The 22407-nt window shown below is 37.2% G+C and carries 22 protein-coding genes, 1 tRNA gene and 1 riboswitch; of the genes, 21 read left to right on the plus strand and 2 right to left on the minus strand.

What is annotated here, in order from left to right:
* The first annotated feature begins 1 nt into the window (after position 1).
* From FR7_RS10875 to fusA, 17 genes are all read left to right on the plus strand, one after another.
* Complete coding sequence (locus FR7_RS10875) at positions 2-1267, plus strand: FtsW/RodA/SpoVE family cell cycle protein (protein WP_007934651.1); 1266 nt, start codon at positions 2-4, stop codon at positions 1265-1267.
* The gene (locus tag FR7_RS10880) at positions 1257-2669 is read left to right on the plus strand and encodes a peptidoglycan D,D-transpeptidase FtsI family protein (protein WP_007934650.1); all 1413 of its coding nucleotides are present in this window, start codon (positions 1257-1259) and stop codon (positions 2667-2669) included. Before FR7_RS10875 ends, FR7_RS10880 begins: the two co-directional genes overlap by 11 nt.
* A 17-nt stretch (positions 2670-2686) precedes the next feature.
* On the plus strand, positions 2687-4567 hold the full coding sequence (gene pknB / locus FR7_RS10885) for a Stk1 family PASTA domain-containing Ser/Thr kinase (RefSeq protein ID WP_007934644.1): 1881 nt from the start codon (positions 2687-2689) through the stop codon (positions 4565-4567).
* Positions 4568-4581: 14 nt separating this feature from the next.
* Positions 4582-5457 carry a ribosome small subunit-dependent GTPase A gene (gene rsgA, locus FR7_RS10890; RefSeq protein ID WP_007934642.1) on the plus strand — a complete coding sequence of 292 codons (876 nt, stop codon included), beginning with the start codon at positions 4582-4584 and terminating at the stop codon, positions 5455-5457.
* Between the two features lie 5 nt (positions 5458-5462).
* Positions 5463-6110, plus strand: coding sequence for a ribulose-phosphate 3-epimerase (gene rpe / locus FR7_RS10895; RefSeq protein ID WP_007934641.1), 648 nt, complete (start codon positions 5463-5465; stop codon positions 6108-6110).
* A 42-nt stretch (positions 6111-6152) separates the two neighbouring features.
* Positions 6153-6284: riboswitch (FMN riboswitch) on the plus strand.
* 111 nt (positions 6285-6395) lie between these two features.
* On the plus strand, positions 6396-7526 hold the full coding sequence (gene ribD / locus FR7_RS10900) for a bifunctional diaminohydroxyphosphoribosylaminopyrimidine deaminase/5-amino-6-(5-phosphoribosylamino)uracil reductase RibD (RefSeq protein WP_007934640.1): 1131 nt from the start codon (positions 6396-6398) through the stop codon (positions 7524-7526).
* On the plus strand, positions 7495-8154 hold the full coding sequence (gene ribE, locus FR7_RS10905; protein ID WP_007934639.1) for a riboflavin synthase: 660 nt from the start codon (positions 7495-7497) through the stop codon (positions 8152-8154). Before ribD ends, ribE begins: the two co-directional genes overlap by 32 nt.
* Before the next feature lie 15 nt (positions 8155-8169).
* Positions 8170-9378 (plus strand): bifunctional 3,4-dihydroxy-2-butanone-4-phosphate synthase/GTP cyclohydrolase II, encoded by a 1209-nt coding sequence (locus FR7_RS10910; protein ID WP_007934638.1) that lies wholly within the window; start codon positions 8170-8172, stop codon positions 9376-9378.
* A gap of 4 nt (positions 9379-9382) precedes the next feature.
* Positions 9383-9847 carry a 6,7-dimethyl-8-ribityllumazine synthase gene (gene ribH, locus FR7_RS10915; RefSeq protein ID WP_007934637.1) on the plus strand — a complete coding sequence of 155 codons (465 nt, stop codon included), beginning with the start codon at positions 9383-9385 and terminating at the stop codon, positions 9845-9847.
* A gap of 39 nt (positions 9848-9886) precedes the next feature.
* Positions 9887-10441, plus strand: a complete 555-nt coding sequence (gene yfcE, locus FR7_RS10920; RefSeq protein WP_007934636.1) for a phosphodiesterase — start codon at positions 9887-9889, stop codon at positions 10439-10441.
* A gap of 12 nt (positions 10442-10453) precedes the next feature.
* Entirely contained in the window at positions 10454-11329 is an 876-nt protein-coding gene (hslO, locus tag FR7_RS10925; RefSeq protein WP_007934634.1) for an Hsp33 family molecular chaperone HslO, read from the plus strand.
* 398 nt (positions 11330-11727) lie between these two features.
* Positions 11728-12036, plus strand: a complete 309-nt coding sequence (locus tag FR7_RS10930; RefSeq protein ID WP_017531403.1) for a hypothetical protein — start codon at positions 11728-11730, stop codon at positions 12034-12036.
* Between the two features lie 356 nt (positions 12037-12392).
* Positions 12393-13466 carry a M42 family metallopeptidase gene (locus FR7_RS10935; RefSeq protein ID WP_007934631.1) on the plus strand — a complete coding sequence of 358 codons (1074 nt, stop codon included), beginning with the start codon at positions 12393-12395 and terminating at the stop codon, positions 13464-13466.
* A 3-nt stretch (positions 13467-13469) separates the two neighbouring features.
* Positions 13470-13979, plus strand: coding sequence for a gamma carbonic anhydrase family protein (locus FR7_RS10940; RefSeq protein ID WP_007934629.1), 510 nt, complete (start codon positions 13470-13472; stop codon positions 13977-13979).
* 21 nt (positions 13980-14000) lie between these two features.
* Positions 14001-14417, plus strand: coding sequence for a nucleoside-diphosphate kinase (ndk, locus tag FR7_RS10945; protein ID WP_007934628.1), 417 nt, complete (start codon positions 14001-14003; stop codon positions 14415-14417).
* Positions 14418-14498: 81 nt separating this feature from the next.
* Entirely contained in the window at positions 14499-15005 is a 507-nt protein-coding gene (locus FR7_RS10950; RefSeq protein WP_007934619.1) for a cob(I)yrinic acid a,c-diamide adenosyltransferase, read from the plus strand.
* Between the two features lie 326 nt (positions 15006-15331).
* The gene (gene fusA / locus FR7_RS10955; protein WP_007934617.1) at positions 15332-17407 is read left to right on the plus strand and encodes an elongation factor G; all 2076 of its coding nucleotides are present in this window, start codon (positions 15332-15334) and stop codon (positions 17405-17407) included.
* A gap of 266 nt (positions 17408-17673) precedes the next feature.
* Here the strand turns inward: fusA and FR7_RS10960 are convergent.
* Positions 17674-17749, minus strand: a tRNA-Gln gene (locus tag FR7_RS10960).
* A gap of 103 nt (positions 17750-17852) precedes the next feature.
* On the opposite strand from FR7_RS10960, the gene FR7_RS10965 reads away from it, so the two are divergent.
* Positions 17853-18548, plus strand: a complete 696-nt coding sequence (locus FR7_RS10965) for a C40 family peptidase (RefSeq protein ID WP_007934615.1) — start codon at positions 17853-17855, stop codon at positions 18546-18548.
* Between the two features lie 168 nt (positions 18549-18716).
* Here FR7_RS10965 and FR7_RS10970 read toward each other — a convergent pair whose 3' ends face one another.
* A complete protein-coding gene (locus tag FR7_RS10970) occupies positions 18717-20396 on the minus strand; it encodes a DUF4127 family protein (RefSeq protein ID WP_007934606.1) in 1680 nt (559 codons plus the stop codon).
* Positions 20397-20586: 190 nt separating this feature from the next.
* Between FR7_RS10970 and rsmD the strand changes: the two genes are divergently transcribed.
* The 3 genes from rsmD to FR7_RS10985 all read left to right on the plus strand — a co-directional run bounded on the left by rsmD (position 20587) and on the right by FR7_RS10985 (position 22320).
* Positions 20587-21156, plus strand: coding sequence for a 16S rRNA (guanine(966)-N(2))-methyltransferase RsmD (rsmD, locus tag FR7_RS10975; protein WP_007934605.1), 570 nt, complete (start codon positions 20587-20589; stop codon positions 21154-21156).
* Complete coding sequence (coaD, locus tag FR7_RS10980) at positions 21156-21638, plus strand: pantetheine-phosphate adenylyltransferase (protein WP_007934604.1); 483 nt, start codon at positions 21156-21158, stop codon at positions 21636-21638. Before rsmD ends, coaD begins: the two co-directional genes overlap by 1 nt.
* Positions 21639-21867: 229 nt before the next feature.
* Entirely contained in the window at positions 21868-22320 is a 453-nt protein-coding gene (locus FR7_RS10985; RefSeq protein WP_007934603.1) for an ATP synthase subunit B family protein, read from the plus strand.
* Positions 22321-22407: the final 87 nt, after the last annotated feature.

The raw sequence follows: 22407 nt of genomic DNA on the forward strand, positions 1-22407 counted from the left end.
CATGATTAACACACGACAACTGGAGCGTAACTTGCTTGTAGTTGCAGGTATAATTATGTTAAATGGAATTTTAGCAGTTAACTTAGCTCATAGTGTTCTAAATTATCAGACACTAGGGGCAGTCACTTTCATCTTTGCCGGATTTATGGCTGTCAATATAGTATTATGCAAAATTGGACATACTGGTGATCCTTTGTTTTTACCTTTGGCATCTTTATTAGTTGGAATAGGGCTAATCATCATTTTGAGACTTAAACCAGAGCTTTTCATGCTGCAAGTGATGTGGGTAGGTGTGGGTTTAAGTGCTTTTCTAATCTCAGCAATTCTTGCTAAGCGGTTAGAACAAATAGCTTACTTTAAGTATATTTGTGGTTTTATTGGTGTTGGATTATTATTATCAGCGATATTATTTGGAGTAGACATTGGCGGGAATAAGAATTGGATCATCATGGGACCTGTTCGGTTTCAGCCTTCTGAGTTTGCAAAGATCTTTATCGTATTGTTTTTAGCAGCCTATTTGAGTGAAAGGCGGGAATTACTCACTCTTGCTACGAAGCATTATGGCCCCTTTGTATTGCCCCATCCAAGATTTATTGCACCTCTTATAGCAGTGTGGGGTCTTGGAATGTTAATGTTTGTTTTGCAGCGGGATATGGGTGCCGCTTTATTATATTTTGGTCTTGCCATTATCATGACATATATGGTTAGCGGCAGATCCAGTTATGTAATAATTGGCATGATCTCATTTCTAGTTGGTTCTGTAATCTGTTATAATTTATATTCTCATATTCAACTGCGAGTTGATATTTGGCTTAATCCTTGGAGTGATCCCTCGGGCGGGGCTTATCAAATTGTTCAATCTTTATTTGCTTTAGGGTCGGGAGGAATCATGGGAAGTGGTCTCACTTATGGATTTCCTACGATGATTCCTGAGGTTCATACAGACTTTATTTTTGCAGCGATTGGAGAAGAAATGGGGCTTATCGGTGCGGGAGCTGTCATCTTGCTTTATATCCTTATGATTTACCGTGCCTTTCGAACATCTTTGTTGTCTTTAATGCCCTTTAGTATGATGGTTGCTGCTGGGCTGGCAGTTTCCATGGCGTTGCAGACTTTTTTAATTATTGCTGGTGTCATTAAATTTTTCCCTCTAACAGGTATTACTTTACCTTTCATTAGCTATGGCGGGAGTTCCATTGTTTCTAATTTTATTTTACTCGGTATGTTATTTTCCATATCGGAAGTGAGAGGCTGCGATGCGAAATGACATGAATGATTTGGCTACGAATATTCGTAAGGTTGCTTTTGGACTATTAAGTTTATTGGTTGTTTTACTTTTTTATTTAACTTATATTCAAGTGGTTCAAAGTGATTTTTTAATAGCGCATCCCTTAAATCGCCGTACTCTTGAAGCTTCTCGTATGATTCCCCAGGGGATGATACTCGATAAGAGTGGTGAAAAGCTAGCATATAGTAAAAAAGTAGGAGAGAGTTTTAAGCGGGAATATCCTTATGGAGCAATTGCTGCTCAGGTAGTGGGTTATGATAGTATTACCTATGGCCGGAGTGGTGTTGAGAGTACTTTTAGTAGAGACTTAACAGGAAATAATACCTCCATTGCTCATTTAGGTGCTGTAAGCCATTTATTAACGAACAGGTCTGGTAATAATGTAGTGTTAACATTGGATGCCACTGTGCAGGAAACAGCCTATAGAGCACTTGGTAATCATAAAGGTGCAATTGTGGCGATCAATCCTAATACAGGAGCTATATTAGCGATGGTAAGCAAACCAAGCTTTGACCCTAATGAAATTGATCAGCAATGGAAACATATTTCTACTGATAAAAGCAGTCCTTTGTTAAACCGAGTAACCCAGGGATTATATCCTCCAGGGTCTACGCTTAAGGTTATGATTGCAGAGGCAGCACGCAAGGAAAAGGTAATCGATTTAAAAGAAAAAATATATTGTGAAGCGGCTTTAAAAATTCCACCAGACTATAGTTTACAAGAAAGCCATTTAGAAGCTTATGGGAATATTAATTTAGAAGAAGCATTAGCTGTTTCGTCCAATGTATTTTTTGGTACATTATCTTTAAAATTAGGGTATAAAAAAATGGAAAATATCTTTGAGCGATTTGGATTTAAACGTTCTGTTGGTCAAGAATTGCAAGAAGTTGCTTCTCATTTGCCTGATTTTTCTTCTTTAGGAGATGGAGATCTAGCGCAAACAGGTATTGGACAAGGAAGTTTATTAGTTACTCCTTTGCGGATGGCTATGTTAGCAAGCAGTTTCGCAAATGAGGGGAAAATTATGAGACCCTATCTTGTTGACAAAATAACAGGCTTAGATGGAAGTCTTATAAAAACGTTTGCACCTGAAGAATGGCTTACTCCCACAACTCCTCAACTTGCTGATGAAATTAATAAGATGATGGTGAGGGTAGTTCGCAATGGTACAGGTACAGCAGCCTCTTTGCCAGGAGTATTAGTAGCAGGTAAGACTGGTACAGCAGAGAATTCCCAAGGCGATTCTCATGCTTGGTTTATTGGTTTTGCACCAGCAGATAATCCACAAGTTGCAATTGCGGTAATTGTTGAGAACGCTGGATTTGGTGGAAGCATTGCAGCGCCGATGGCTCGTCAAGTATTTAAGGCGGCATTACAATAAGGAGGTGATAGTTCACCATGATTGATCGAACTCTTGATAAAAGATATACTATTTTGGAACATATTGGCGGCGGCGGTATGGCTGATGTTTATCGTGCTCATGATAAACTATTAGATCGCTCTGTAGCTGTAAAAGTGCTACGCTCGCAATTTGCTAATGATGAAGAATTTGTTACTCGTTTTCGTCGCGAAGCGCAGGCTGCTGCCCGACTATCTCATCATAATATTGTGAATATGTATGATGTTGGCAAAGACGATGAAGTACATTATATTGTTATGGAATATATTTCAGGTGAAACTCTTAAGGAACGTATTTTGCGAGAGCCAGTGCCGATAGAAATGGCTGTGAGAATTGCTGCAGATATTGCAGACGCATTAGAACACGCTCATCAGAATAATTTAGTGCATTGTGATATAAAGCCTCATAATATCCTTATGACTCGTGCAGGACGTATTAAAGTTACAGACTTTGGTATTGCAAGAGCTGTAAGTTCTGTGACGATGCATCATACTGCGACGATTATTGGATCGGTGCATTATTTTTCGCCAGAACAAGCGAAAGGAACTGCAGTTGGAGCAAAATCCGATATTTATTCTTTAGGGGTAGTCCTTTACGAAATGCTGACAGGTACAGTGCCTTTTAATGGTGAGACACCGATTAGTATTGCATTAAAGCACTTACAAGAAGAGCCTCGTCCTATACGAGAATTAAAACCAGAGGTACCGCCATTGTTAGAAGCTATTGTATTAAAGGCAATGGCTAAAGATGTGTCTAATCGTTATAATGATATTGGTGAAATGATTACGGACTTAAAGTCCGTACAAAATTATTTCAGAGATGATCATACGCGGCGCTTATCAAGAGGAGATTTCCCTACACAGATATTGCCGCGTTTAGATGAACCCATAATATCTCAAGCCAATTCGGGGACTGCGCTAGAAGCGGATAATAATCATTTGCAGAAAAAAAATCATTCCAAACGAGTAGTATGGGGACTGGTATTATTACTGCTATTTGGTTTTATGATCGGTGCCTTTTTCGCATTTGGTAAGTTCTGGAGCAACAATGAAGTTACTGTGCCTAATGTTATTGGTAAGCAAGTTGAGGTTGCCCGCAGTCTTTTAGTAGATCAAAACTTGCGAGTGAATGTATCCGAATCATTTAGTGATAAAATACCAGCCGGACATGTTATTTCTCAATCTCCAGAAGCTGGCAACGTTGTAAAAGAGCAGCGTATGATTAATCTTGTCGTTAGTAAGGGTGGCGAAATTACTGTAGTTCCTGATCTTAGAGGACTTAGCCGGCGAGATGCAGAGCTGCAAATTAAAAATGCAGGACTTGTGGTAGGGAGAATTGATGAGCAGTTTAATGCTGATACGCCTGTTGATGTTATTATTAATCAGCAGCCGCGGCCACCTGCACAGGTTAATAAAAATACAGCGATTGATCTTGTTGTAAGTAAAGGTGCTGGTCCGCGCAAATTTGCTTTGCCAGATTTCCGTGGAACGCCAATTAATACTGTAAATACTCAAATTGAAAGCCTAAAATTAAAGGTTGGTAAAGTAACAGAAGAAGTGAGTGACAAATATCCTTCTGGAACGATTATTGGGCAAAACCCCAGTCCTGCTGCTGAGATTACAGAAGGTGCATCTGTTGATTTAACGGTTGCAAAGGGTAATACTAGTGCTACCAAGAAGGCTGTAGTGCAGATCACTGTTCCTGAAGGAGCAATACGGCAGGCAGTACAAATCGTCATAACAGATACAAATGGACGGCGTGTAGTTTATGAAAATGTACACAAGCCTGGTGATAAGGTTGAAAAAACAGTTGATGGTGTAGGACAGGTTAGAGTACAAGTATATATAAATGGTGTATTGTTGCAAGAGCAAACAATATAACAGGAGGCAAAAAAGTGCAGCATGGGGTGATATTGAAAACATATAATAGTTTTTATTATGTGAAGACCAATGCGAAAGTAACAATGTGTACTTTGCGAGGACGTTTTAAGAAAGAACGCTTTTCTCTTCTAGTAGGGGATGAAGTAGAATATAATATAACAGAAAATGGCAAGGGAATCATTGAAAAGATTTTACCGCGTCGTAGTATGCTGCAACGGCCGATGATTGCGAATATCGATCAAGTGATCATCACTTTTGCAGCAGTAAGCCCAGATATTAATACCGTATTAATAGACCGATTTCTAGTATTGGCTGAAATGTCAGATTTAGATATTGTTATCTGTATTAATAAAATTGATTTAGCAGATAGTGAGGAATTACGACCGATTCTCGAACTATATCGTAGCATTGGCTATTGTGTGATTACGATATCTGCTAAGATGGGTGTTGGCATAGAAGAGTTACGTAATCAACTAGCTGGGAAGATTAGCGTATTTGCCGGTCCCTCTGGGGCTGGTAAGTCTACAATCTTAAATACTGTAGAAGAGGGGCTTACATTGGTAACTGGCCAAGTCAGTGAAAAGATAGGACGTGGTAAACATACGACTCGCTTTGCTGAATTGCTGCCTCTTTCTAGTGGGGGATTTGTAGTAGATACGCCAGGTTTTAGCTTCACTGAGTTTGAGAATGTGAAAAAAAATGAATTGATGTACTATTTTCCTGAAATTGCAGCTGTGGTGCATGAGTGTAAATTTAACACTTGCCTGCATTTAAAAGAGCCTCAGTGTGCTGTAAAGCAGTTAGTGGCAGAGGGGCGCATTCAGGAGCAACGCTATCATTCCTATACTGAAATATTGGCAGAAATTCAAGATAAGAAGAAAGGATTTTAAATAGTATGATTAAAATTTCACCATCAATTCTTTCAGCTGATTTCTCGAAGTTAGCTGAAGATATAAAACTAGTAGAGGCAGCAGGTGCTGATATGTTGCACATCGACATAATGGATGGTCATTTTGTGCCGAATCTTACTTTTGGACCACCTGTTGTAGCTGCGATTCGCAAGGTTACTACATTGTTATTTGATGTACATTTAATGGTTAATAATCCTCAAGATTTCATTGAACCCTTTGCTAAAGCAGGAGCCGATCTTTTAACAATCCATGTTGAAACAGCTCCACACTTACATAGAATCTTGCAATGTGTTCGAGAACTAGGGCTAAAAACGGGAGTATCCCTTAATCCGGCAACACCGCTATCTTCAATCGAAGAAGTACTTGGAGAAGTGGATATGGTCTTATTAATGACTGTAAATCCGGGATTTGGCGGTCAAAAATTTATCCCTAGTATGATTCCTAAAATAGCGAAACTAAAAAGAATGATTGATGAACGTAATCTGAAGGTTGATATACAAGTTGATGGAGGCATAAATCCAGTAACGGCTAGAGAAGTTGTAGCAGCAGGTGCCAATATTTTAGTAGCAGGTTCTGCGATATATCAGGCAGATGACATAAAAAAAGCGATTTGTGAAATTAGAGGGACTTGATTATTTTCCTTAATGCTGGTAACATATACAGTAATTGAATAAGTAAGCCTTTGGGGCAAGGTGAAAAAGAGCGATCTTTTAACTCCTTACCGGCGGTGATTAGCCCGCGAGCCGTATGGCTGATCCGGTGGAATTCCGGAGCCGACAGTATAGTCTGGATGGAAAAAGGTGATGATTTAAGTCTTATATAAGGCTTAATCAATGTTGCATTCTTCTAATGTTCTATGAGGCTGTTAAAAAGTTTTTAAACTTTTTTAACAGCTTAATTTTTTTGGAGGGTCAATTATGGATGAAAAGTATATGGGGCAGGCATTAGCTTTAGCTCAGTATGCCAAAGGTCGTACCAGTCCAAATCCTATGGTTGGAGCGGTGATTGTTCGTGATGGACGAGTGGTTGGCGAAGGATGGCATAGAAAAGCCGGTACGCCCCATGCTGAAATTAATGCATTGCAGCAAGCTGGAGATTTAGCCTATGATGCGAGTATCTATGTTACATTAGAGCCTTGCTCTCATCATGGCAGAACAGGACCATGTGTGGAAGCTTTAATTGCAGCTGGTATTAAAAAAGTAATTATTGCCATGACAGATCCTAATCCCTTAGTAGCCGGTCAAGGCATTTCTAGGCTGCGTGAGGCTGGGATTGAAGTAGTAGAGGGCGTCTTGGCAAAGGAAGCAGCAAAGCTAAATGAAACGTTTATTAAATGGATTTCTACGAAAAAGCCCTTTGTACTTTTGAAAAGTGCCATGTCTTTAGATGGGAAAATTGCTTCTTATACAGGACATTCTAAATGGATTACAGGGGCAGAATCACGAATTTATGTTCATCAATTACGAGACACTTATGACGCTATCTTAGTCGGGATTGGTACGGTGCTCGCTGATAACCCCACTTTAACTACTCGTCTGACGTATCAGGGGAAAAATCCGATTCGTGTGGTCGTTGACAGTATGGCACGCACACCAATTCATTCTAATGTCGTTACGGATGGATTAGCGCGAACGATGATTGCTGTTACCGATAAAGCACCTCAAGAAAAAATTGATACCCTCAGAGCTTGTGGTGTGGAAGTAATCGAGTGTGAGAAGACAACGGCTGGTGTGAATTTGTCTCATTTATTTAACATATTAGGTGAGCAGCAAATTACGAGTATTTTGATTGAGGGCGGAGCTGCCATCAATGCTTCTGTTCTAGAAGATAATTTGGTTGATAAAATCAATTGGTTTATTGCTCCTAAAATAGTTGGTGGCGCAGATGCTCCAGGCCCAGTTGGCGGAAAAGGGATAGCCGATGTAAATGACGCCAAAGGATTTGAAGATATACATATGGAATCAATTGGAAAAGATATATTAATCAGCGCATATCTGCGTAACCGGGAGGGACGAGATGTTTACCGGACTTGTGGAAGAATTAGGTAAAGTCAAAGCCATTGCACGTGGTGTAAAATCTGTGCGTTTAACGGTAGCTGCAAAGAAGGTCTTACAAGATGTTAAATTAGGCGATAGTATTGCTGTTAATGGAACTTGTCTTACGGTAGTTGAATATGATGCAAATTACTTTACGGCTGATGTTATGCCAGAAACAGTGGATAGTACAGCTCTGGCAAATTTACAAATTGGTTCTAAGGTAAATCTTGAGAGAACTCTTAGTATTGGTGATCGCTTTGGCGGTCATATCGTAAGCGGGCATATTGATGGTATTGGAATCATTCGAGCTAAAGATAATAATGATAATGCCGTAATTATTAAAATAGAGGCTGGTTCCGAGGTTATGCGTTATATTGTAAAAAAAGGTTCCATTGCAATTGATGGTATCAGTCTCACTATCGTAGATTATGGACAGGATTGGTTTACTGTATCATTAATACCTCATAGCGCCTCTGCCACTACATTAGGATTTAAGAAAACGGGGGATGTCGTAAATCTAGAAGCAGATGTTATTGGAAAATATGTAGAGAAGCTGCTAAATTTAGACTCAGCTCAACAACAATCTAAAACTTCTGCTATTAACATGAATTTTCTAGAAAAAAATGGGTTTACACTATAAATTGGAGGACTGAACATGAAATTTAATACGATTGAAGAAGCAATTGAAGACATTAAAAATGGTAAAATCATCGTGGTGGTTGATGATGATGATAGAGAAAATGAGGGCGACTTATTAATGGCTGCGGATAAAGTGACTCCTGAGGCTATTAATTTTATGGCGACTCATGGACGTGGGCTTATTTGTATGCCAGTTATTGGTTCTAAATTGGACGAACTGGGTATTGGCGCGATGGTATGTGACAATACGGATCCAAATTGTACTGCTTTTACAGTATCGGTTGATGCACATACTGTGACAACAGGTATTTCAGCCCATGAAAGAGCAGAAACGATTAGGGCCATGTTAGACCCCAATGCTCTTCCAGAACATTTTAGAAGACCAGGTCATATTTTCCCATTGCGGTATGTGGAAGGCGGGGTCTTAAGACGTGCAGGGCATACGGAAGCTGCAGTTGACTTACCAAAGTTAGCTGGATGTTACCCTGCAGGTGTAATTTGCGAAATTATGAATGATGATGGCAGAATGGCTAGAGTTCCAGACCTGCTGGAATTCGTTGCGAAGCATAATCTGAAGATCATTTCCATTGCAGAATTAATTAAGTATCGGAAGGCTAATGAATCATTTATCATACGCGGTGCAGAAACAAAAATGCCAACTAAATATGGCGATTTTCAATTAGTTGCTTATGAAAGCAAATTAGATAATCAATGTCATGTTGCTTTAGTAAAAGGTGAAGTGGCAGGTAAAGAAAATGTACTGGTGCGTATACATTCAGAATGCTTAACGGGTGATGTATTAGGATCAATGCGCTGTGATTGCGGCGAACAACTAGATAATGCATTAAAGCGTATTAGTCAGGAAGAAGCAGGAGTCCTGGTTTATATGCGCCAAGAAGGTCGTGGAATTGGTCTTGCCAATAAAATCCGCGCTTATGCATTGCAGGATCAGGGCAAGGATACAGTAGAAGCAAATGAAATATTGGGTTTTGCACCAGATCTCAGAGATTATGGGATTGGAGCTCAAATATTAGTTGATTTGGGGTTAACAAGTATCAAGCTGCTTACCAATAATCCAAAAAAAAGAGCTGGTTTAGAAGGTTATGGATTAACGATTACGGAAAGAGTGCCTGTGGAAATTAAAGCGAATAAATTCAATCAACGTTACTTATCGGTTAAAAAAGTAAAGTTAGGGCATTTACTTAAACAATATGGGGAGGAATAAGAATATGGTAAAATTTATTGAAGGACAATTAGTAGCTGAAGGATTAAAAATTGGTGTTGTAGTGGCGAGATTCAATGAGTTTATAAACAGTAAGCTGCTGGATGGAGCATTAGATGGTCTTAAAAGACATGGTGTAAAGGAAGAAGATATTGAAGTTGCTTGGGTACCTGGTGCATTTGAAATACCCTTAGTAGCACAGAAAATGGCTAACAGCAATAAATATCAAGCTGTGATATGCTTAGGTACTGTTATAAGAGGCAGTACTAGTCATTATGATTATGTATGTGCAGAAGTATCTAAAGGAGTAGCTCACGTAGGTATGGCTACAGGTGTTCCTACTATCTTTGGTGTTCTTACCACAGAAAGCATTGAACAAGCAATTGAAAGAGCAGGTACGAAAGCAGGAAATAAAGGTTTTGAGTCTGCAGTAACCGCTATTGAAATGGCTAATTTATTAAGACAAATATAGTAAAAGTAAAATATTTCCAGGGAAATGGTGAGTGATTACATGAATATTGGTATTATCAGTGATACTCATGGTTGTGCAAAAACATGGGAAACAATTTATGAAAAATATTTTACGCAGTGTGATTTTATTATTCACGCTGGAGATATACTATATCATGGTCCACGAAATGATATTCCTGCAGAATACAATCCTAAGCAATTAGCAAATGTACTGAATAATTGTCCTATTCCCATCATAGCAGCGTGTGGTAATTGCGATGCTGAGGTTGATAGCATGGTATTAACTATGCCCATACAGTCACCCTACGCTTATATGGTGGTAGATGGTTTACATATTATTGCTACGCATGGACATAATCTTACAGAGGATGCTAAAAAGGAAATGGCGATCAAGTTTAAGGCGAATTTATTTATTACAGGGCATACTCATGTCGCAGTACTGGAAAAAAATAATAATATTGTGTATTTGAATCCGGGATCGCCAGCGATGTCCAAGAGAGCCGATGGACTTGGTACATTTGCTAGGTTAACAGGAGATACTATTGAGGTTTTAGATGCTGCGAGTGGGCAAGTTTTAATGTCAGAAAGGTTATAAAGGGAGGGAATCATGGGAGACCATATTACAAGGGCAACTATAGTGGGGGGAGTGCGGGCTTTTGCTGCAGTGACTACAACCCTAGTAGAAGAGGCTAGAAAACGCCATGATTGTTATCCAGTAGCAGCTGCTGCTTTAGGACGGACTATGACTGGAGCTCTATTATTAGCTGCAAATCTTAAAACAAATGAGAGCATTACAATAAAAATTAGTGGAGATGGTTCTCTAGGTGAGGTTGTTACTGATGCTCATGCCAATGGAAGCGTTCGTGGATATGTTAAAAATCCACATGTCCACTTACCCTTACGAGAGGGGAAGTTAGATGTTGGTCATGCCGTTGGTAAAGGGCAGATATCTGTTACTCGATTTACAGGTTTAAAACAGCCTTTTACAGGTAGTGCAGAATTAGTGAGTGGTGAAATAGCTGAAGATATTACTAATTACTTATATATTTCAGAGCAAACTCCGTCAACAGTAGCTTTAGGTGTCTTAGTGCAGCCGGATATGATTGTTACTGCGGCTGGAGGATTTATGGTACAGGCGTTACCCAATGCTGATGATGAGGTTTTAAGTAAGATTGAAAAAAATATAGCTTTATTACCGTCCATTTCCCAATTGATAAGCGAGGGATTAGATGCAGCTGGTATTATAAATCGAATATTTGCTGGATTAGCAGTTACCATTTATGAAGAATTTCCTTTGGAATTTAAATGTACTTGTTCCTTGGAAAAAGTACAGAAAGTGCTGGTTAGTCTCGGTGCAGAAGAGATCAACGACATTTTAGCTGAAGATGGAGAAGCTGAAGTTTGTTGCCCTTTTTGTAGTGCTAAATATCAATTTAATAAAAGTAGTTTAGAAGAAATAATTGACATAATTGAAAAACAATAGAAAGACTGGGGTGTACAATGAAAAAAGTACTTTATGCTTTGCGTAAAGTACTTTTTCATTGTATAATTAAATTTTCTAAAGTAATTTAGAAATATCAGCAAGAGGAAAAATCATCAGATGAACAGCAGAAAAATAACAAAATGATGATGATGATAATAATAGACCAATTACCACCACGGCCGTTGCCATTACCTCCAAACCCGAAGCCCATAATTATTCCTCCTTTTTTCATGCGTATTCTTGTGACTTACTACATTGTATGCTTACTAGACAGAGTAGGTGATAATTGAACGAATAATCTTAGTTAAAGGAAAGCAACATTAGGTATACATATGCAGGAGTTTATAATTTCTCGACGAATCTTGTACATACAATTAGGAAGGAAGAGAGAGTTGCAGATGATAGTTAAAAATGCTTTAGAACAGATTGAGGTCTTAGTACGTAATCTCAAAAAGGAAAATAATACGGAAAGGCTATTATGCTATTCTGCGGTTATTACCATACTTAATCGCATAGAAGATATTACAAAAGAAGAGAGGATACCCAATTACGTAATCTATAAAAAGGATTTATTGGAAAATTGCGAAAAAATTTGCGAATTAGAGGACAACATTGGAGATGTTGGTCAACTTATTGGAAAGGCATTAGTAGCAATCCGTAATTTAAAGTCCTATCAATGTTTTAATGTGGATAATCATCATATTTAATTGTTGAATCAATATAAGATTAAAAATTTTCATTGGGTTATCCTAGCGATGGGATAACCTTTTTACGATTTAGAATGGGTATGGTGGGATTAGTAAGTACATTTATTAGCTCTTTTATGAATTAAAGTAGGCAAAAGAGGAATTTTATTATGCGAAATAGAAAACAATACCAGGAGAAATCTGTTTTCTTTTTGGGGTGTATGTATTGCAATAGAAGATATTATAGATGGAATCATTGAAAAATAAGAATAGCGATTAATCCGCCATTTCTAAACTATTTCACTATATGGGTTTATCAATCGTGAATGTATAGTTGTTTTTTTGAAAGTACACTTATAGAAATAAAGGAGGATATTGTGGATAAGACATTAGTATGGTTAAAGAAAATATCGGAGGTTCCTGGAGTATCGGGATTTGAGCAACGTGTAAAGGATTTACTGTTAGAAAAAGTCAATAATCATGTAACGGTATCCTATGATAAGTTAGGCAGTATCATATTTGAAAAAGAAGGTCAACAACCTGGGCCTAAAATTATGCTAGCCAGTCATATGGATGAAATTGGATTTATGGTAAAAAATATTACCAAAGAAGGTTTTATTAAATTTGTCACTCTAGGCGGTTGGTGGGAACAAGTTATGCTAGGGCAAAAAGTTACATTATTATCTGCCAAAGGCGATATTCCAGGTGTTATTGGTAGTAAGCCGCCTCATGTTCTGACTCCTGAAGACCGCAAGAAGGTCGTACAAAAGCGTGAGATGTATATTGATGTTGGGGCTAGTAGTGAAGAAGAGGCTAAAGTTAAATTTGGAATTCGTCCTGGTGATGCGATTGTTCCATATAGCGAATTTACTGTTATGGCAAATGAAAAACTTTTAATGGCTAAAGCCTGGGACAATCGAATTGGTTGTGCCATAATGGCGGAGGTTATGGAGCAACTTGCTTTAGAAAAACATTCAAATACTGTATATGGGGTAGGAACTGTCCAAGAAGAAGTTGGTTTACGGGGCGCAACAACTAGTGCAGGTGTTGTCAATCCAGATCTTTCATTTGCGATTGACACTTGTATTGCTGGGGATACACCAGGTATTTCTGAAGATCAGGCATCGAGTAAATTAGGTAAAGGTGTTGCGATTTGTATTTATGATGCTAGTATGATTCCACATACAAAATTGCGCGATTTGGTTATTGAAATTGCTAATGAAAATCAAATTCCTTATCAACTGCAATTTACAGAAGGGGGTGGGACTGATGCTGGGCGTATTCATGTTCATGCGAAGGGAGTACCTAGCTTGGTATTAAGTATTCCTACACGTTACATACATAGTCATCACAGTATTATCCATCAGGATGATTATCAGTCTGCAATTAAGTTATTAATGGCAATCATAAAGAAGTTAGATGCTACTATATATAATAAGTTGGTGAATTAAAGGGTGAAAGATAATATAATACCTTATAAGGGAACCGTTCCTCAAATTAATGATAATGTATTTTTGGCTGGTGGCGCATATATTATAGGTGACGTTACAATTTCCTCCCATGCCAGTATCTGGTTTAATACTGTAATACGCGGTGATGTTCATCCTATCAGCATTGGCAGCTTTACGAACATACAGGATAATTCCACGATTCATGCAATGCATGACTATGAAACGATTATTGAGGATTATGTTACTGTTGGTCATGGAGTTATTTTACATGCTTGTCATATAGGCAGTAATTGTCTTATAGGTATGGGATCTACGATATTAAGTTATGCAGAAATCGGAGAAAATTGTATTATCGGTGCAGGATGCCTCATCACAGAGCATAAGAAAATTCCTCCTAATTCTTTGGTGATGGGAGCACCAGGAAAAGTGATCAGAACAGTAACCGAAAAGGAAATTGAAAACATTAGACAATCTGCTCTTAATTATTATAACGAATCATTACACTATCGTTAAGAAATTGAAGAGGTGATATTTATGGAAAAAACCTTACTTCTATTAAAACCTGATGCTGTTGTTAAAGGTGTATGTGGGCAAATTATTGATCGCTTTGAAAAACGTGGTTTTGAAATTGCTGCAATAAAGATGGTGCAATTAACCAGGAAGCAAGCTGAAATTCATTATTATGAACACACTGATAAACCATTTTTTCAAGAATTAGTCGATTTTATTACCTCTAGTCCTCTTATTGCTATGGTAATAGCAGGAGAAAATGCGATTAAAGTTTCAAGAATTATGATGGGGTCGACTAATCCTATTGATGCAGCAGCAGGTACGATTCGTGGAGATTTCGCGTTAAATATTAGAAAAAATATCATTCATGGCTCTGATAGTTTGATAAGTGCAGAAAGAGAAATTAAGAATTTTTTCACTGAGAAAGAACTTTATTTATAAGGTTTCTCTCGGATAAGCAATCATTCGTTGACGTCTAAATGAAACGTTAGACTATTATAAGATTTAAGGAGGAATTTTTCCATGAAAGTATATACAAAAACTGGCGATAAAGGAACTACAGGTTTATTGACGGGGGAGCGCATTGACAAAGATAGTTTGAGAGTAGAAGCTTATGGTATAGTTGATGAAATTAACTCTGCTTTAGGATTAGCAAGGGTGTGGTGCTGTAAAAATGATAATAAAGAAGTTATTTATAGCGTACAGAAAATGCTAATGATGGTCATGGCAGATCTTGCTAGTGTTAATAAGGAATCATATTATATTACGGAAGCTCATGTAAAACAATTGGAGCAATATATTGATGCAATTGATGCTAAGCTGCCCCCATTAAAAGAATTTATTATTCCTGGTGGAAGTGCCGGGGCTGCTGCTTTGGATTTAGCTCGTACTACTGCTAGAAGAGGAGAACGGCAAGCTATTAAATTGTCAAAGCAAGAAGATGTAAACGAACAAGTATTAATTGCTTTAAATCGGTTATCTGATCTATGCTTTATGTTATCTCGAGCAGAACTTGCGCAAAATCAATAATAAATATCAGATACACCAATGCCTCCATCGCAGCATACAATATAAGTATATAATGTGTGTATCATGTTAAGTAATGAGGGAGGCGAACGCGGTGAAACCTTTAAAAATCTATGTTATGTCAGTACCTAAGCCACTGCGTAAAATTATGCAGCTGTTTTGTAAAAGTTCGTAAGCTGATTAAAGAATAACCGCCTATAATAGGCGGTTATTAATTTTTATAATGAATAAACTGAAAAGAAGGAATGTTCAGTATTCGCGGAGAAGTGTAAAAAAAGTTATATTAATTAGTATGGGTAGAAGGCTAAATTAATATAGGGGGAATTAATTTGAAAGAGTACAGAAGTGATAAGCTTAGAAGCGTGGGGATTGTGGCTCATGGTGGGGCAGGGAAAACAAGTGTTGCTGAAGCTTTATTATTTAATACAGGAGCTATAACTCGCATCGGACGTGTGGATGACGGGACAACGACCACAGATTTCGAACCAGAAGAAATTAAACGAAAAGTAACGATTAGTGCGGCGTTAGCGCCGTGTGAATGGCGTGATCATAAAATTAATTTTATTGATACTCCTGGATATGCTGACTTTGTTGGAGAAGTAAAAAGTACATTAAGGGCTGTAGACAGTGCTTTAGTTGTAGTATGCGCTGCATCAGGAGTTGAAGTAGAAACCGAAAAAGCGTGGCAATATATTAGTGAACTAAACTTACCTCGTATTGTTTTTATTAACAAAATGGATCGTGAAAATGCGGATTTTCATAATGTAATTCAGGAGATGAAAGATAAATTTGGTTCCACTATTCTGCCAATTCAACTACCTATTGGCGCAGAAGAAAACTTTAAGGGCATTATCGATTTAGTAAAAATGAAAGCAATTTTATCTTCTCCTAATCAACGTTCCCAGGGAGCAGAGGCAGATATTCCAGAAAATTTAAGAGAAACGGCTTTGGAACTTCGTCAGAAATTGATTGAAGTTGTCGCTGAGTCAGATGATGATCTTTTAGCTAAATACCTGGATGGAGAAGAATTATCGGATGAAGAAATAAAAATAGGGATATTAAAAGGTGCCTTTCAAGGAAATATAATTCCCGTTATGTGCGGTGCAGCCTATAAAAATATCGGAATACAACAAATTATGAATGCAGTATTGGATTATACTCCATCTTCTGAAGCTAGTCGTTTCTTAGGGACTCATCCTGTGTCAAAGGAAATTGTGGAGAGAAAAGCTTCGGATGGTTTTTCAGCATTAGTATTTAAAACAACTGCCGATCCTTTCGTTGGGCGTCTTAGTTATATACGCATATTTTCAGGATCTATGAAACCTGACAGTATGATATATAATGCATCTAAGGAAAAAATAGAGAGGTTTGGAAATCTTTTTACATTGCGTGGCAAACATCAAGAACCTTTAAATGCTATATATGCTGGTGATATTGCTGTTGTGGCAAAACTGCAGGAGACAGGAACAGGTGATACACTATGTGAGAAAGATAAGCCTATAATTTTTGAACCGATAACGTATCCTAAACCGATGTTTACGATGAGCATTGAAGCGAAGAATAAAGGCGATGAAGACAAAATTGGAAATGCTTTAAATCGTCTTATGGATGAAGATAGAACATTTAAAGTTGTAAAAAATGTGGAAACGAAACAATTATTGGTTAGTGGCATCGGGGAATTACATACGGACATTATGGCAGAACGTATGAAACGTAAATTTGGTGTAGATGTAATATTATCGGATCCTAAGGTTCCTTATAGGGAAACCATTCGTGGTTCTGTCAAAGTAGAAGGAAAGCATAAAAAGCAAAGTGGTGGTCATGGGCAATACGGGCATGTATGGTTACAATTAGATCCATTACCAATGGGGACTAATTTCGAATTTGTTGATTCCATTTTTGGTGGAGCTGTACCGCGTCAATATATTCCTGCTGTTGAAAAAGGAGTGCGTGAAGCACTCGTAGGTGGTATTTTAGGTGGCTATCCAATGGTAGATGTTAAAGTAACTCTATATGATGGTTCGTATCATAATGTTGATTCTTCAGAAATGGCATTTAAAATTGCCAGTACAATGGCTTTACGTAAAGGCGCTTTACAGGCAAAGCCGGCATTATTAGAGCCAATTTGCAATGTTAATATAAATGTACCAGATTCTTTTATGGGAGATGTAATTGCTGATTTAAATGGTAAACGTGGACGAATTCAAGGAATGGAACCTATTACTCAAGGAGCTGGGGTTATTAAAGCACAAGTTCCCATGTCCGAAATGTTTCGTTACGCAATTGATTTACGTTCTATTACCCAAGGACGCGGCTATTTTGATTTAAACTTTTCTCACTACGAAGAAGTGCCTCAACGCATAGCAGAAATGATAATCGCTACTAGCAAAAATGAAGAACATTAATTACATTTAGAAAAGCAGGCTAAAGGTCTGCTTTTTATTTTATGTCAGATCATGGTTAAAAATAAAATTTTATAAATTGAAGGAATTTTTAGATTATTTAACTAATATTATATATGGAAATAAATATGCAAAGGAGTACTTGTCTTTTGTTCGAAATTAGAATAAGCTATAAGTATGTGATAATTGGGATAAATATGTAAAAAAGTTAGTAAAATAGCATCCAGTAAAATACTGAATGCTATTGGAGTTATATTTTAAGTTATAAATGGCAGGGGCAGCTGGACTCGAACCAACGGATGCGGGAGTCAAAGTCCCGTGCCTTACCAACTTGGCTATGCCCCTGTAAATGGATACCTTAAGAAATATATAATATTATATTCTTTACCCACGAATATTAATTATACGTATCTAATATAGATATGTCAATAAAATTTAAGGAGAATCTATGATAAAAATATCGAAAAATATAATACGTTTAGTTGTATGCTGCGTAATGTTTTTTATCATATATGGCTCTGCTGAAGCACAGAGTTTAAAATTGCAACTAGGTATGTCTGGGGAAGCTGTGTATTTATTACAAAGTAAGCTGCAGGAACTTGGGTTTTACTCGGGAGAACTTGATGAAAAATTTGGTTCTGGTACATTAAATGCTGTTATCCGGTTCCAAGAAGCCTGCGACCTTGAGGCTGATGGTATTGTAGGCACTCAAACACTTGTTGCGCTGCATCAGTATAAAACAAGCAGCATAAGCAGTCGAGGCCAGATGACAAGAAGACCAGAAAAAAACATTGGTTCTTTTGCACAAAAGTTTATTAATATTCCTTATCAATGGGGTGGTTCTTCTCCGAGTGGATTTGATTGTTCGGGATTTATATACTATATTTATAACCAATATGGTATCTTTATGCCTCGTATGGCTGATGAACAATTTAAAGTTGGACTGGTAATCCATGTATCTGAGCTACAAGCTGGAGATTTAGTTTTTTTTAGCACTTATGAGCCAGGTCCATCCCACGTGGGAATATATATTGGTAATGATCAGTTTATTCATGCCAGCTCTGCTGCAGAAAGAGTAACAATAACAGCTTTATCAAAGCCTTATTATCAAGCAAGATACCTTGGTGCGCGAAGAATACTATAATGATGAACGAAATCCAAACGAAGAAAGCAACCATTAGCCTGGTTGCTTTTTTATTATATCGATCGCTGGCTAAAGTAAGACTCCATCTTCTCCAAGCGGGAATTAAGAGGCTAAGTAAGTCAAATATAGTGTAATTAGATCAGTCAGAAAGTTAAAAGTCTATCGCCATTAACTCTTCTTTACAACAGTGAGTGCTAATGTTGGTTTTATCCATATTTCAAATGTACGCTGCCAAGGTAAATAGGTTTGTATTTCTAAGTCGGTTATAACAATTTGTTCTAATCCTTGATCCGTACGAATTGTTATGGGAGAAATTCTTAATCCTTCACGTAATAAATGCTTACCTTTACTAGCCATCATTTTTTGCACTTGGGTATTCGTTTGATAATAAGCAGTTTGTAAATGATAAGGGTCTATCTTTCGTCCTTGTAATTGTTTGTTAATGTATGGATTAATTTCTTTTTGGTAATATAAATCATCTAAGAACCTTGCTGTTAAAAATTCTAAATTTTCTTTGTATACAGCTATTGCTTCTGCTAAGTTACTTTCTTTCTTTAATGCTTTCGTAAAGATACTAGCTTGAGTGACAGCGGTTCCAATTGAGTTACTGGTAGTATTCCATCCTGCGTAAGCAATAAGTTTAGAAATAGCAACCTCCTGTGCTAACAACACAGGCAATAATGTTTCAGAAACTTGAAAACTCTCTGTTAAGTCAACTAAGGCTACTTGATAGCCTTGATCTAATAGATTACTAACTTGTTCAGCCGAAGATGAAAAGGTTGATTGATTATTCGCAGTACCAACATGTACATAAAGAATAAAATCAGCTTGATCTATCTTTCCTGCCTCTACGGCACCAGCAATCCTTATTTTTTCTTGTACTGTTTTGGCTACAGTATGAGGCATAAAGGGCATAATAAGCTGTGCAGCATCGTGATTGGAATACATCACAAAGATTTTTGGAGGATCGTTGGAATACTCCATTGCAATGTGTCCTAAAAGGCTTATTGCTACTTCATCGGTACCACGAGTAATAAATACTTTATTTGCGAGTGAAGGTTTCTGTATCAGTTGATGCTGTAATTGTTGTTTGTTCATGTTGGGAATGCCAAAGGGTTGACCATCATCTTGCCCAATTACTAAGCCAGCGAGCACTCCTTGTTCTACCATATTCATTAGTGTTAGATTTAGTGCAGTATTCTTTTCATATAGAGCCGTATAATGTTGTATAACATTATACGGCAGTTGCTTTTCTAACGAATATATTGTATTGATATCTTCAGTATTTTCGAAAGTATAAACTTGGTCTTTGATTAATGAGTATTTCAGCATATTCTTTTGATAAGCAATATTTTCTTGATTATCTGCAATCAATAATCGAGGAATAATATTAAAAGCATATATCTTCAAATGAGGACTTTCTTGGTGTATAACGGTTAGCAGATCAAGGACTTCATTCGTGTCTTCAGTGCTTCCCATAGATAGGCGCGATGCTAATAAACTCCCGTGAATTAGCATGTCAGTTGAAATAATAGCTGCATCTGCCTGCGGGCATACTTGCTTTAACCAGATGCGCAGTTCCTTTTTATTAGCGGTAGTTTCATAATTATCCAATAATTCTGCTTGAGGAAGTAATACTCGAATTCCAGCGATTTGACCTAATTGTTCCACGAATTGTGTACAGGGTGGCCGACTATCTAAAGGAAGTAAAACTACCGTTAACCAATAATTTGTATTCGATTTCCATGTCATAATAGGATCAGATTTCCAAGGGGAAATATGTAAAATAATAGTAGCTGCAATAAAGAAAGGGATGATGAGAATAAAAAATTTAAAGTTCTTGGACATAAGGGCCACCTCGTTATGAAAATATACTCCATAATCATACCATATGTTTTGTAAATCACAAAAGATGATAGCAATGTGTGATCTATCAAAAAAATACAAAATATAAAAGTATTATAGTTGTATAGTAAAAAATATGTAGTATACTATAAAAATATGTTACAATAAAAGATGTGATTATAGGTGATTTAAGATGAGAATAATTACAGGAAGTGCCAAGGGGATAAAATTAAGTGCGCCACGCGGTCTTGGAACGAGACCTACAGCTGATCGAGTTAAAGAAGCGGTCTTTAATATACTGGGAGATATTGTTGTTGATGCTCAGGTGCTGGATATTTTTGCAGGTACAGGGAATTTAGGATTGGAAGCATTGAGCCGTGGTGCGTCAACTGCCGTTTTTATTGACAGCAGCATTGATAGCATTACAAGCATCAAAGAAAATGCCCAGCGTACTAAATTGATTGGACAAGCGGAGATTCTTAAAAATGACGTAATAAGGGCTTTAGATCGATTTGCAGGAATTGGTCGTTCATTTGATTTAATTTTTTGCGATCCTCCATATAATAAAGGTTTTGTTCAAAAAGTATTAGAAAAAATTGAAACAAATTCAATAGTAAATCCAGAGGGGATACTTGTTATTGAACACTCTAAGCATGAAGAAATAACAAATCAATGGGATCACTTGCAACTAAGACGTGTTGAGAAATATGGAGAAACATTAATCAGTTTTTTATTATATAATACCAATCAGGAGGTTAGATAGTGCGCATTGCAGTTTGTCCAGGAAGTTTTGACCCAGTAACCAACGGTCATATTGATATCTTTGAAAGGGCTAGCAAATTATTTGATGTATTAATTATAGCCGTATTTCATAATCCCAATAAAAAACCTCTTTTTGATATGGCGGAGAGAGTCGAATTATTAACATTAACAACTAAGCATATCCCTAATATTCGAATTGATTCTTTTTCAGGTTTACTGAATGAATATGCTCATCAACAAAATGCTAATATTATTGTTAGAGGTTTGCGGGCATTAAGTGATTTTGAATATGAATTCCAGCGGGCGTTATTAATAAAAAAAATCGATCCGACGTTGGAAACGGTGTTTATTATGACTAGTAGTGAATATTCATTCATAAGTTCAAGTGGAATAAAAGAATTGGCTAGCTTTGGTGGCTGTATAACAGGATTGGTGCCTAAGGGCGTAGAAGATAGAATTGGCAGTCGGATTAAAAAAGTCTAATTTATCCGATGACTAAACCATTCCAAGACTCCCACCTTCTTGCAAGTAGGAGTTAAGAGCGTTAAAGTCCTAAGGATATAAGTGTGACTAAGACTCAGGTGGAGTTTAAACTCCATCTGAATCTAGTTTTCTTTATCATAGCACTAGCGTTGTGATATACACGGAATTTACACCAAAACATTTTTAATGAAGAATGTATTGCAAGTAATACCGAATGGGGAGAGGTTTTATGAGTATTGAAGGAATATTAGATGAATTAGAGGGCCTATTAATTGATGCTGCACGTGTGCCTTTTACGAATAAAAGAGTTTTAGAAGAAGATGATGTTGCCCGGTTGCTTGATGAATTACGGGAGGCATTGCCAAAAGCAATTTCTGATGCTAGTAAGATCATGGAAGAACGGCAGCGTATTTTAGAAGATGCTCAAAAAGAAGCTCAACATATTGTTGAAAAAGCTAAAAGCTATACAATTAAATTAACTGATGAAAATATGATTACAAAACAAGCACAAGAGCAGAGTGCCGAGATTCTCACCCAAGCGCATAAGCAAGCAGCTGATTTGCACGATGATGCAGTAAAATATGCTGATCAAGTTTTTAAGCATCTTTCAGGGAATTTAGAAAAAGCGTTAGAAGTTGTTAAACAGGGGCACAGTGAACTTCACCAACAACAAAAAAAATAAAAATAAAAAGATTTACTAGCAAGGCAGCTGTAAAAATAAGGAGGAGTATGTTTTTCCTTATTTTTATGGCTGCTTTGTTTTGCAAAT

Source organism: Pelosinus fermentans DSM 17108 (assembly GCF_000271485.2).
GTDB lineage: Bacteria > Bacillota > Negativicutes > DSM-13327 > DSM-13327 > Pelosinus > Pelosinus fermentans.

Excerpts from the sequence above, each read along its gene's own strand:
- FR7_RS10875 (WP_007934651.1), top strand. The coding sequence starts at position 2 with ATGATTAACACACGACAACTGGAGCGTAACTTGCTTGTAGTTGCAGGT.
- FR7_RS10880 (WP_007934650.1), top strand. The coding sequence starts at position 1,257 with ATGCGAAATGACATGAATGATTTGGCTACGAATATTCGTAAGGTTGCT.
- pknB (WP_007934644.1), top strand. The coding sequence starts at position 2,687 with ATGATTGATCGAACTCTTGATAAAAGATATACTATTTTGGAACATATT.
- rpe (WP_007934641.1), top strand. The coding sequence starts at position 5,463 with ATGATTAAAATTTCACCATCAATTCTTTCAGCTGATTTCTCGAAGTTA.
- ribD (WP_007934640.1), top strand. The coding sequence starts at position 6,396 with ATGGATGAAAAGTATATGGGGCAGGCATTAGCTTTAGCTCAGTATGCC.
- ribE (WP_007934639.1), top strand. The coding sequence starts at position 7,495 with ATGTTTACCGGACTTGTGGAAGAATTAGGTAAAGTCAAAGCCATTGCA.
- FR7_RS10910 (WP_007934638.1), top strand. The coding sequence starts at position 8,170 with ATGAAATTTAATACGATTGAAGAAGCAATTGAAGACATTAAAAATGGT.
- ribH (WP_007934637.1), top strand. The coding sequence starts at position 9,383 with ATGGTAAAATTTATTGAAGGACAATTAGTAGCTGAAGGATTAAAAATT.
- yfcE (WP_007934636.1), top strand. The coding sequence starts at position 9,887 with ATGAATATTGGTATTATCAGTGATACTCATGGTTGTGCAAAAACATGG.
- hslO (WP_007934634.1), top strand. The coding sequence starts at position 10,454 with ATGGGAGACCATATTACAAGGGCAACTATAGTGGGGGGAGTGCGGGCT.
- FR7_RS10930 (WP_017531403.1), top strand. The coding sequence starts at position 11,728 with ATGATAGTTAAAAATGCTTTAGAACAGATTGAGGTCTTAGTACGTAAT.
- ndk (WP_007934628.1), top strand. The coding sequence starts at position 14,001 with ATGGAAAAAACCTTACTTCTATTAAAACCTGATGCTGTTGTTAAAGGT.
- FR7_RS10950 (WP_007934619.1), top strand. The coding sequence starts at position 14,499 with ATGAAAGTATATACAAAAACTGGCGATAAAGGAACTACAGGTTTATTG.
- FR7_RS10965 (WP_007934615.1), top strand. The coding sequence starts at position 17,853 with ATGATAAAAATATCGAAAAATATAATACGTTTAGTTGTATGCTGCGTA.
- FR7_RS10970 (WP_007934606.1), bottom strand. The coding sequence starts at position 20,396 with ATGTCCAAGAACTTTAAATTTTTTATTCTCATCATCCCTTTCTTTATT.
- rsmD (WP_007934605.1), top strand. The coding sequence starts at position 20,587 with ATGAGAATAATTACAGGAAGTGCCAAGGGGATAAAATTAAGTGCGCCA.
- FR7_RS10985 (WP_007934603.1), top strand. The coding sequence starts at position 21,868 with ATGAGTATTGAAGGAATATTAGATGAATTAGAGGGCCTATTAATTGAT.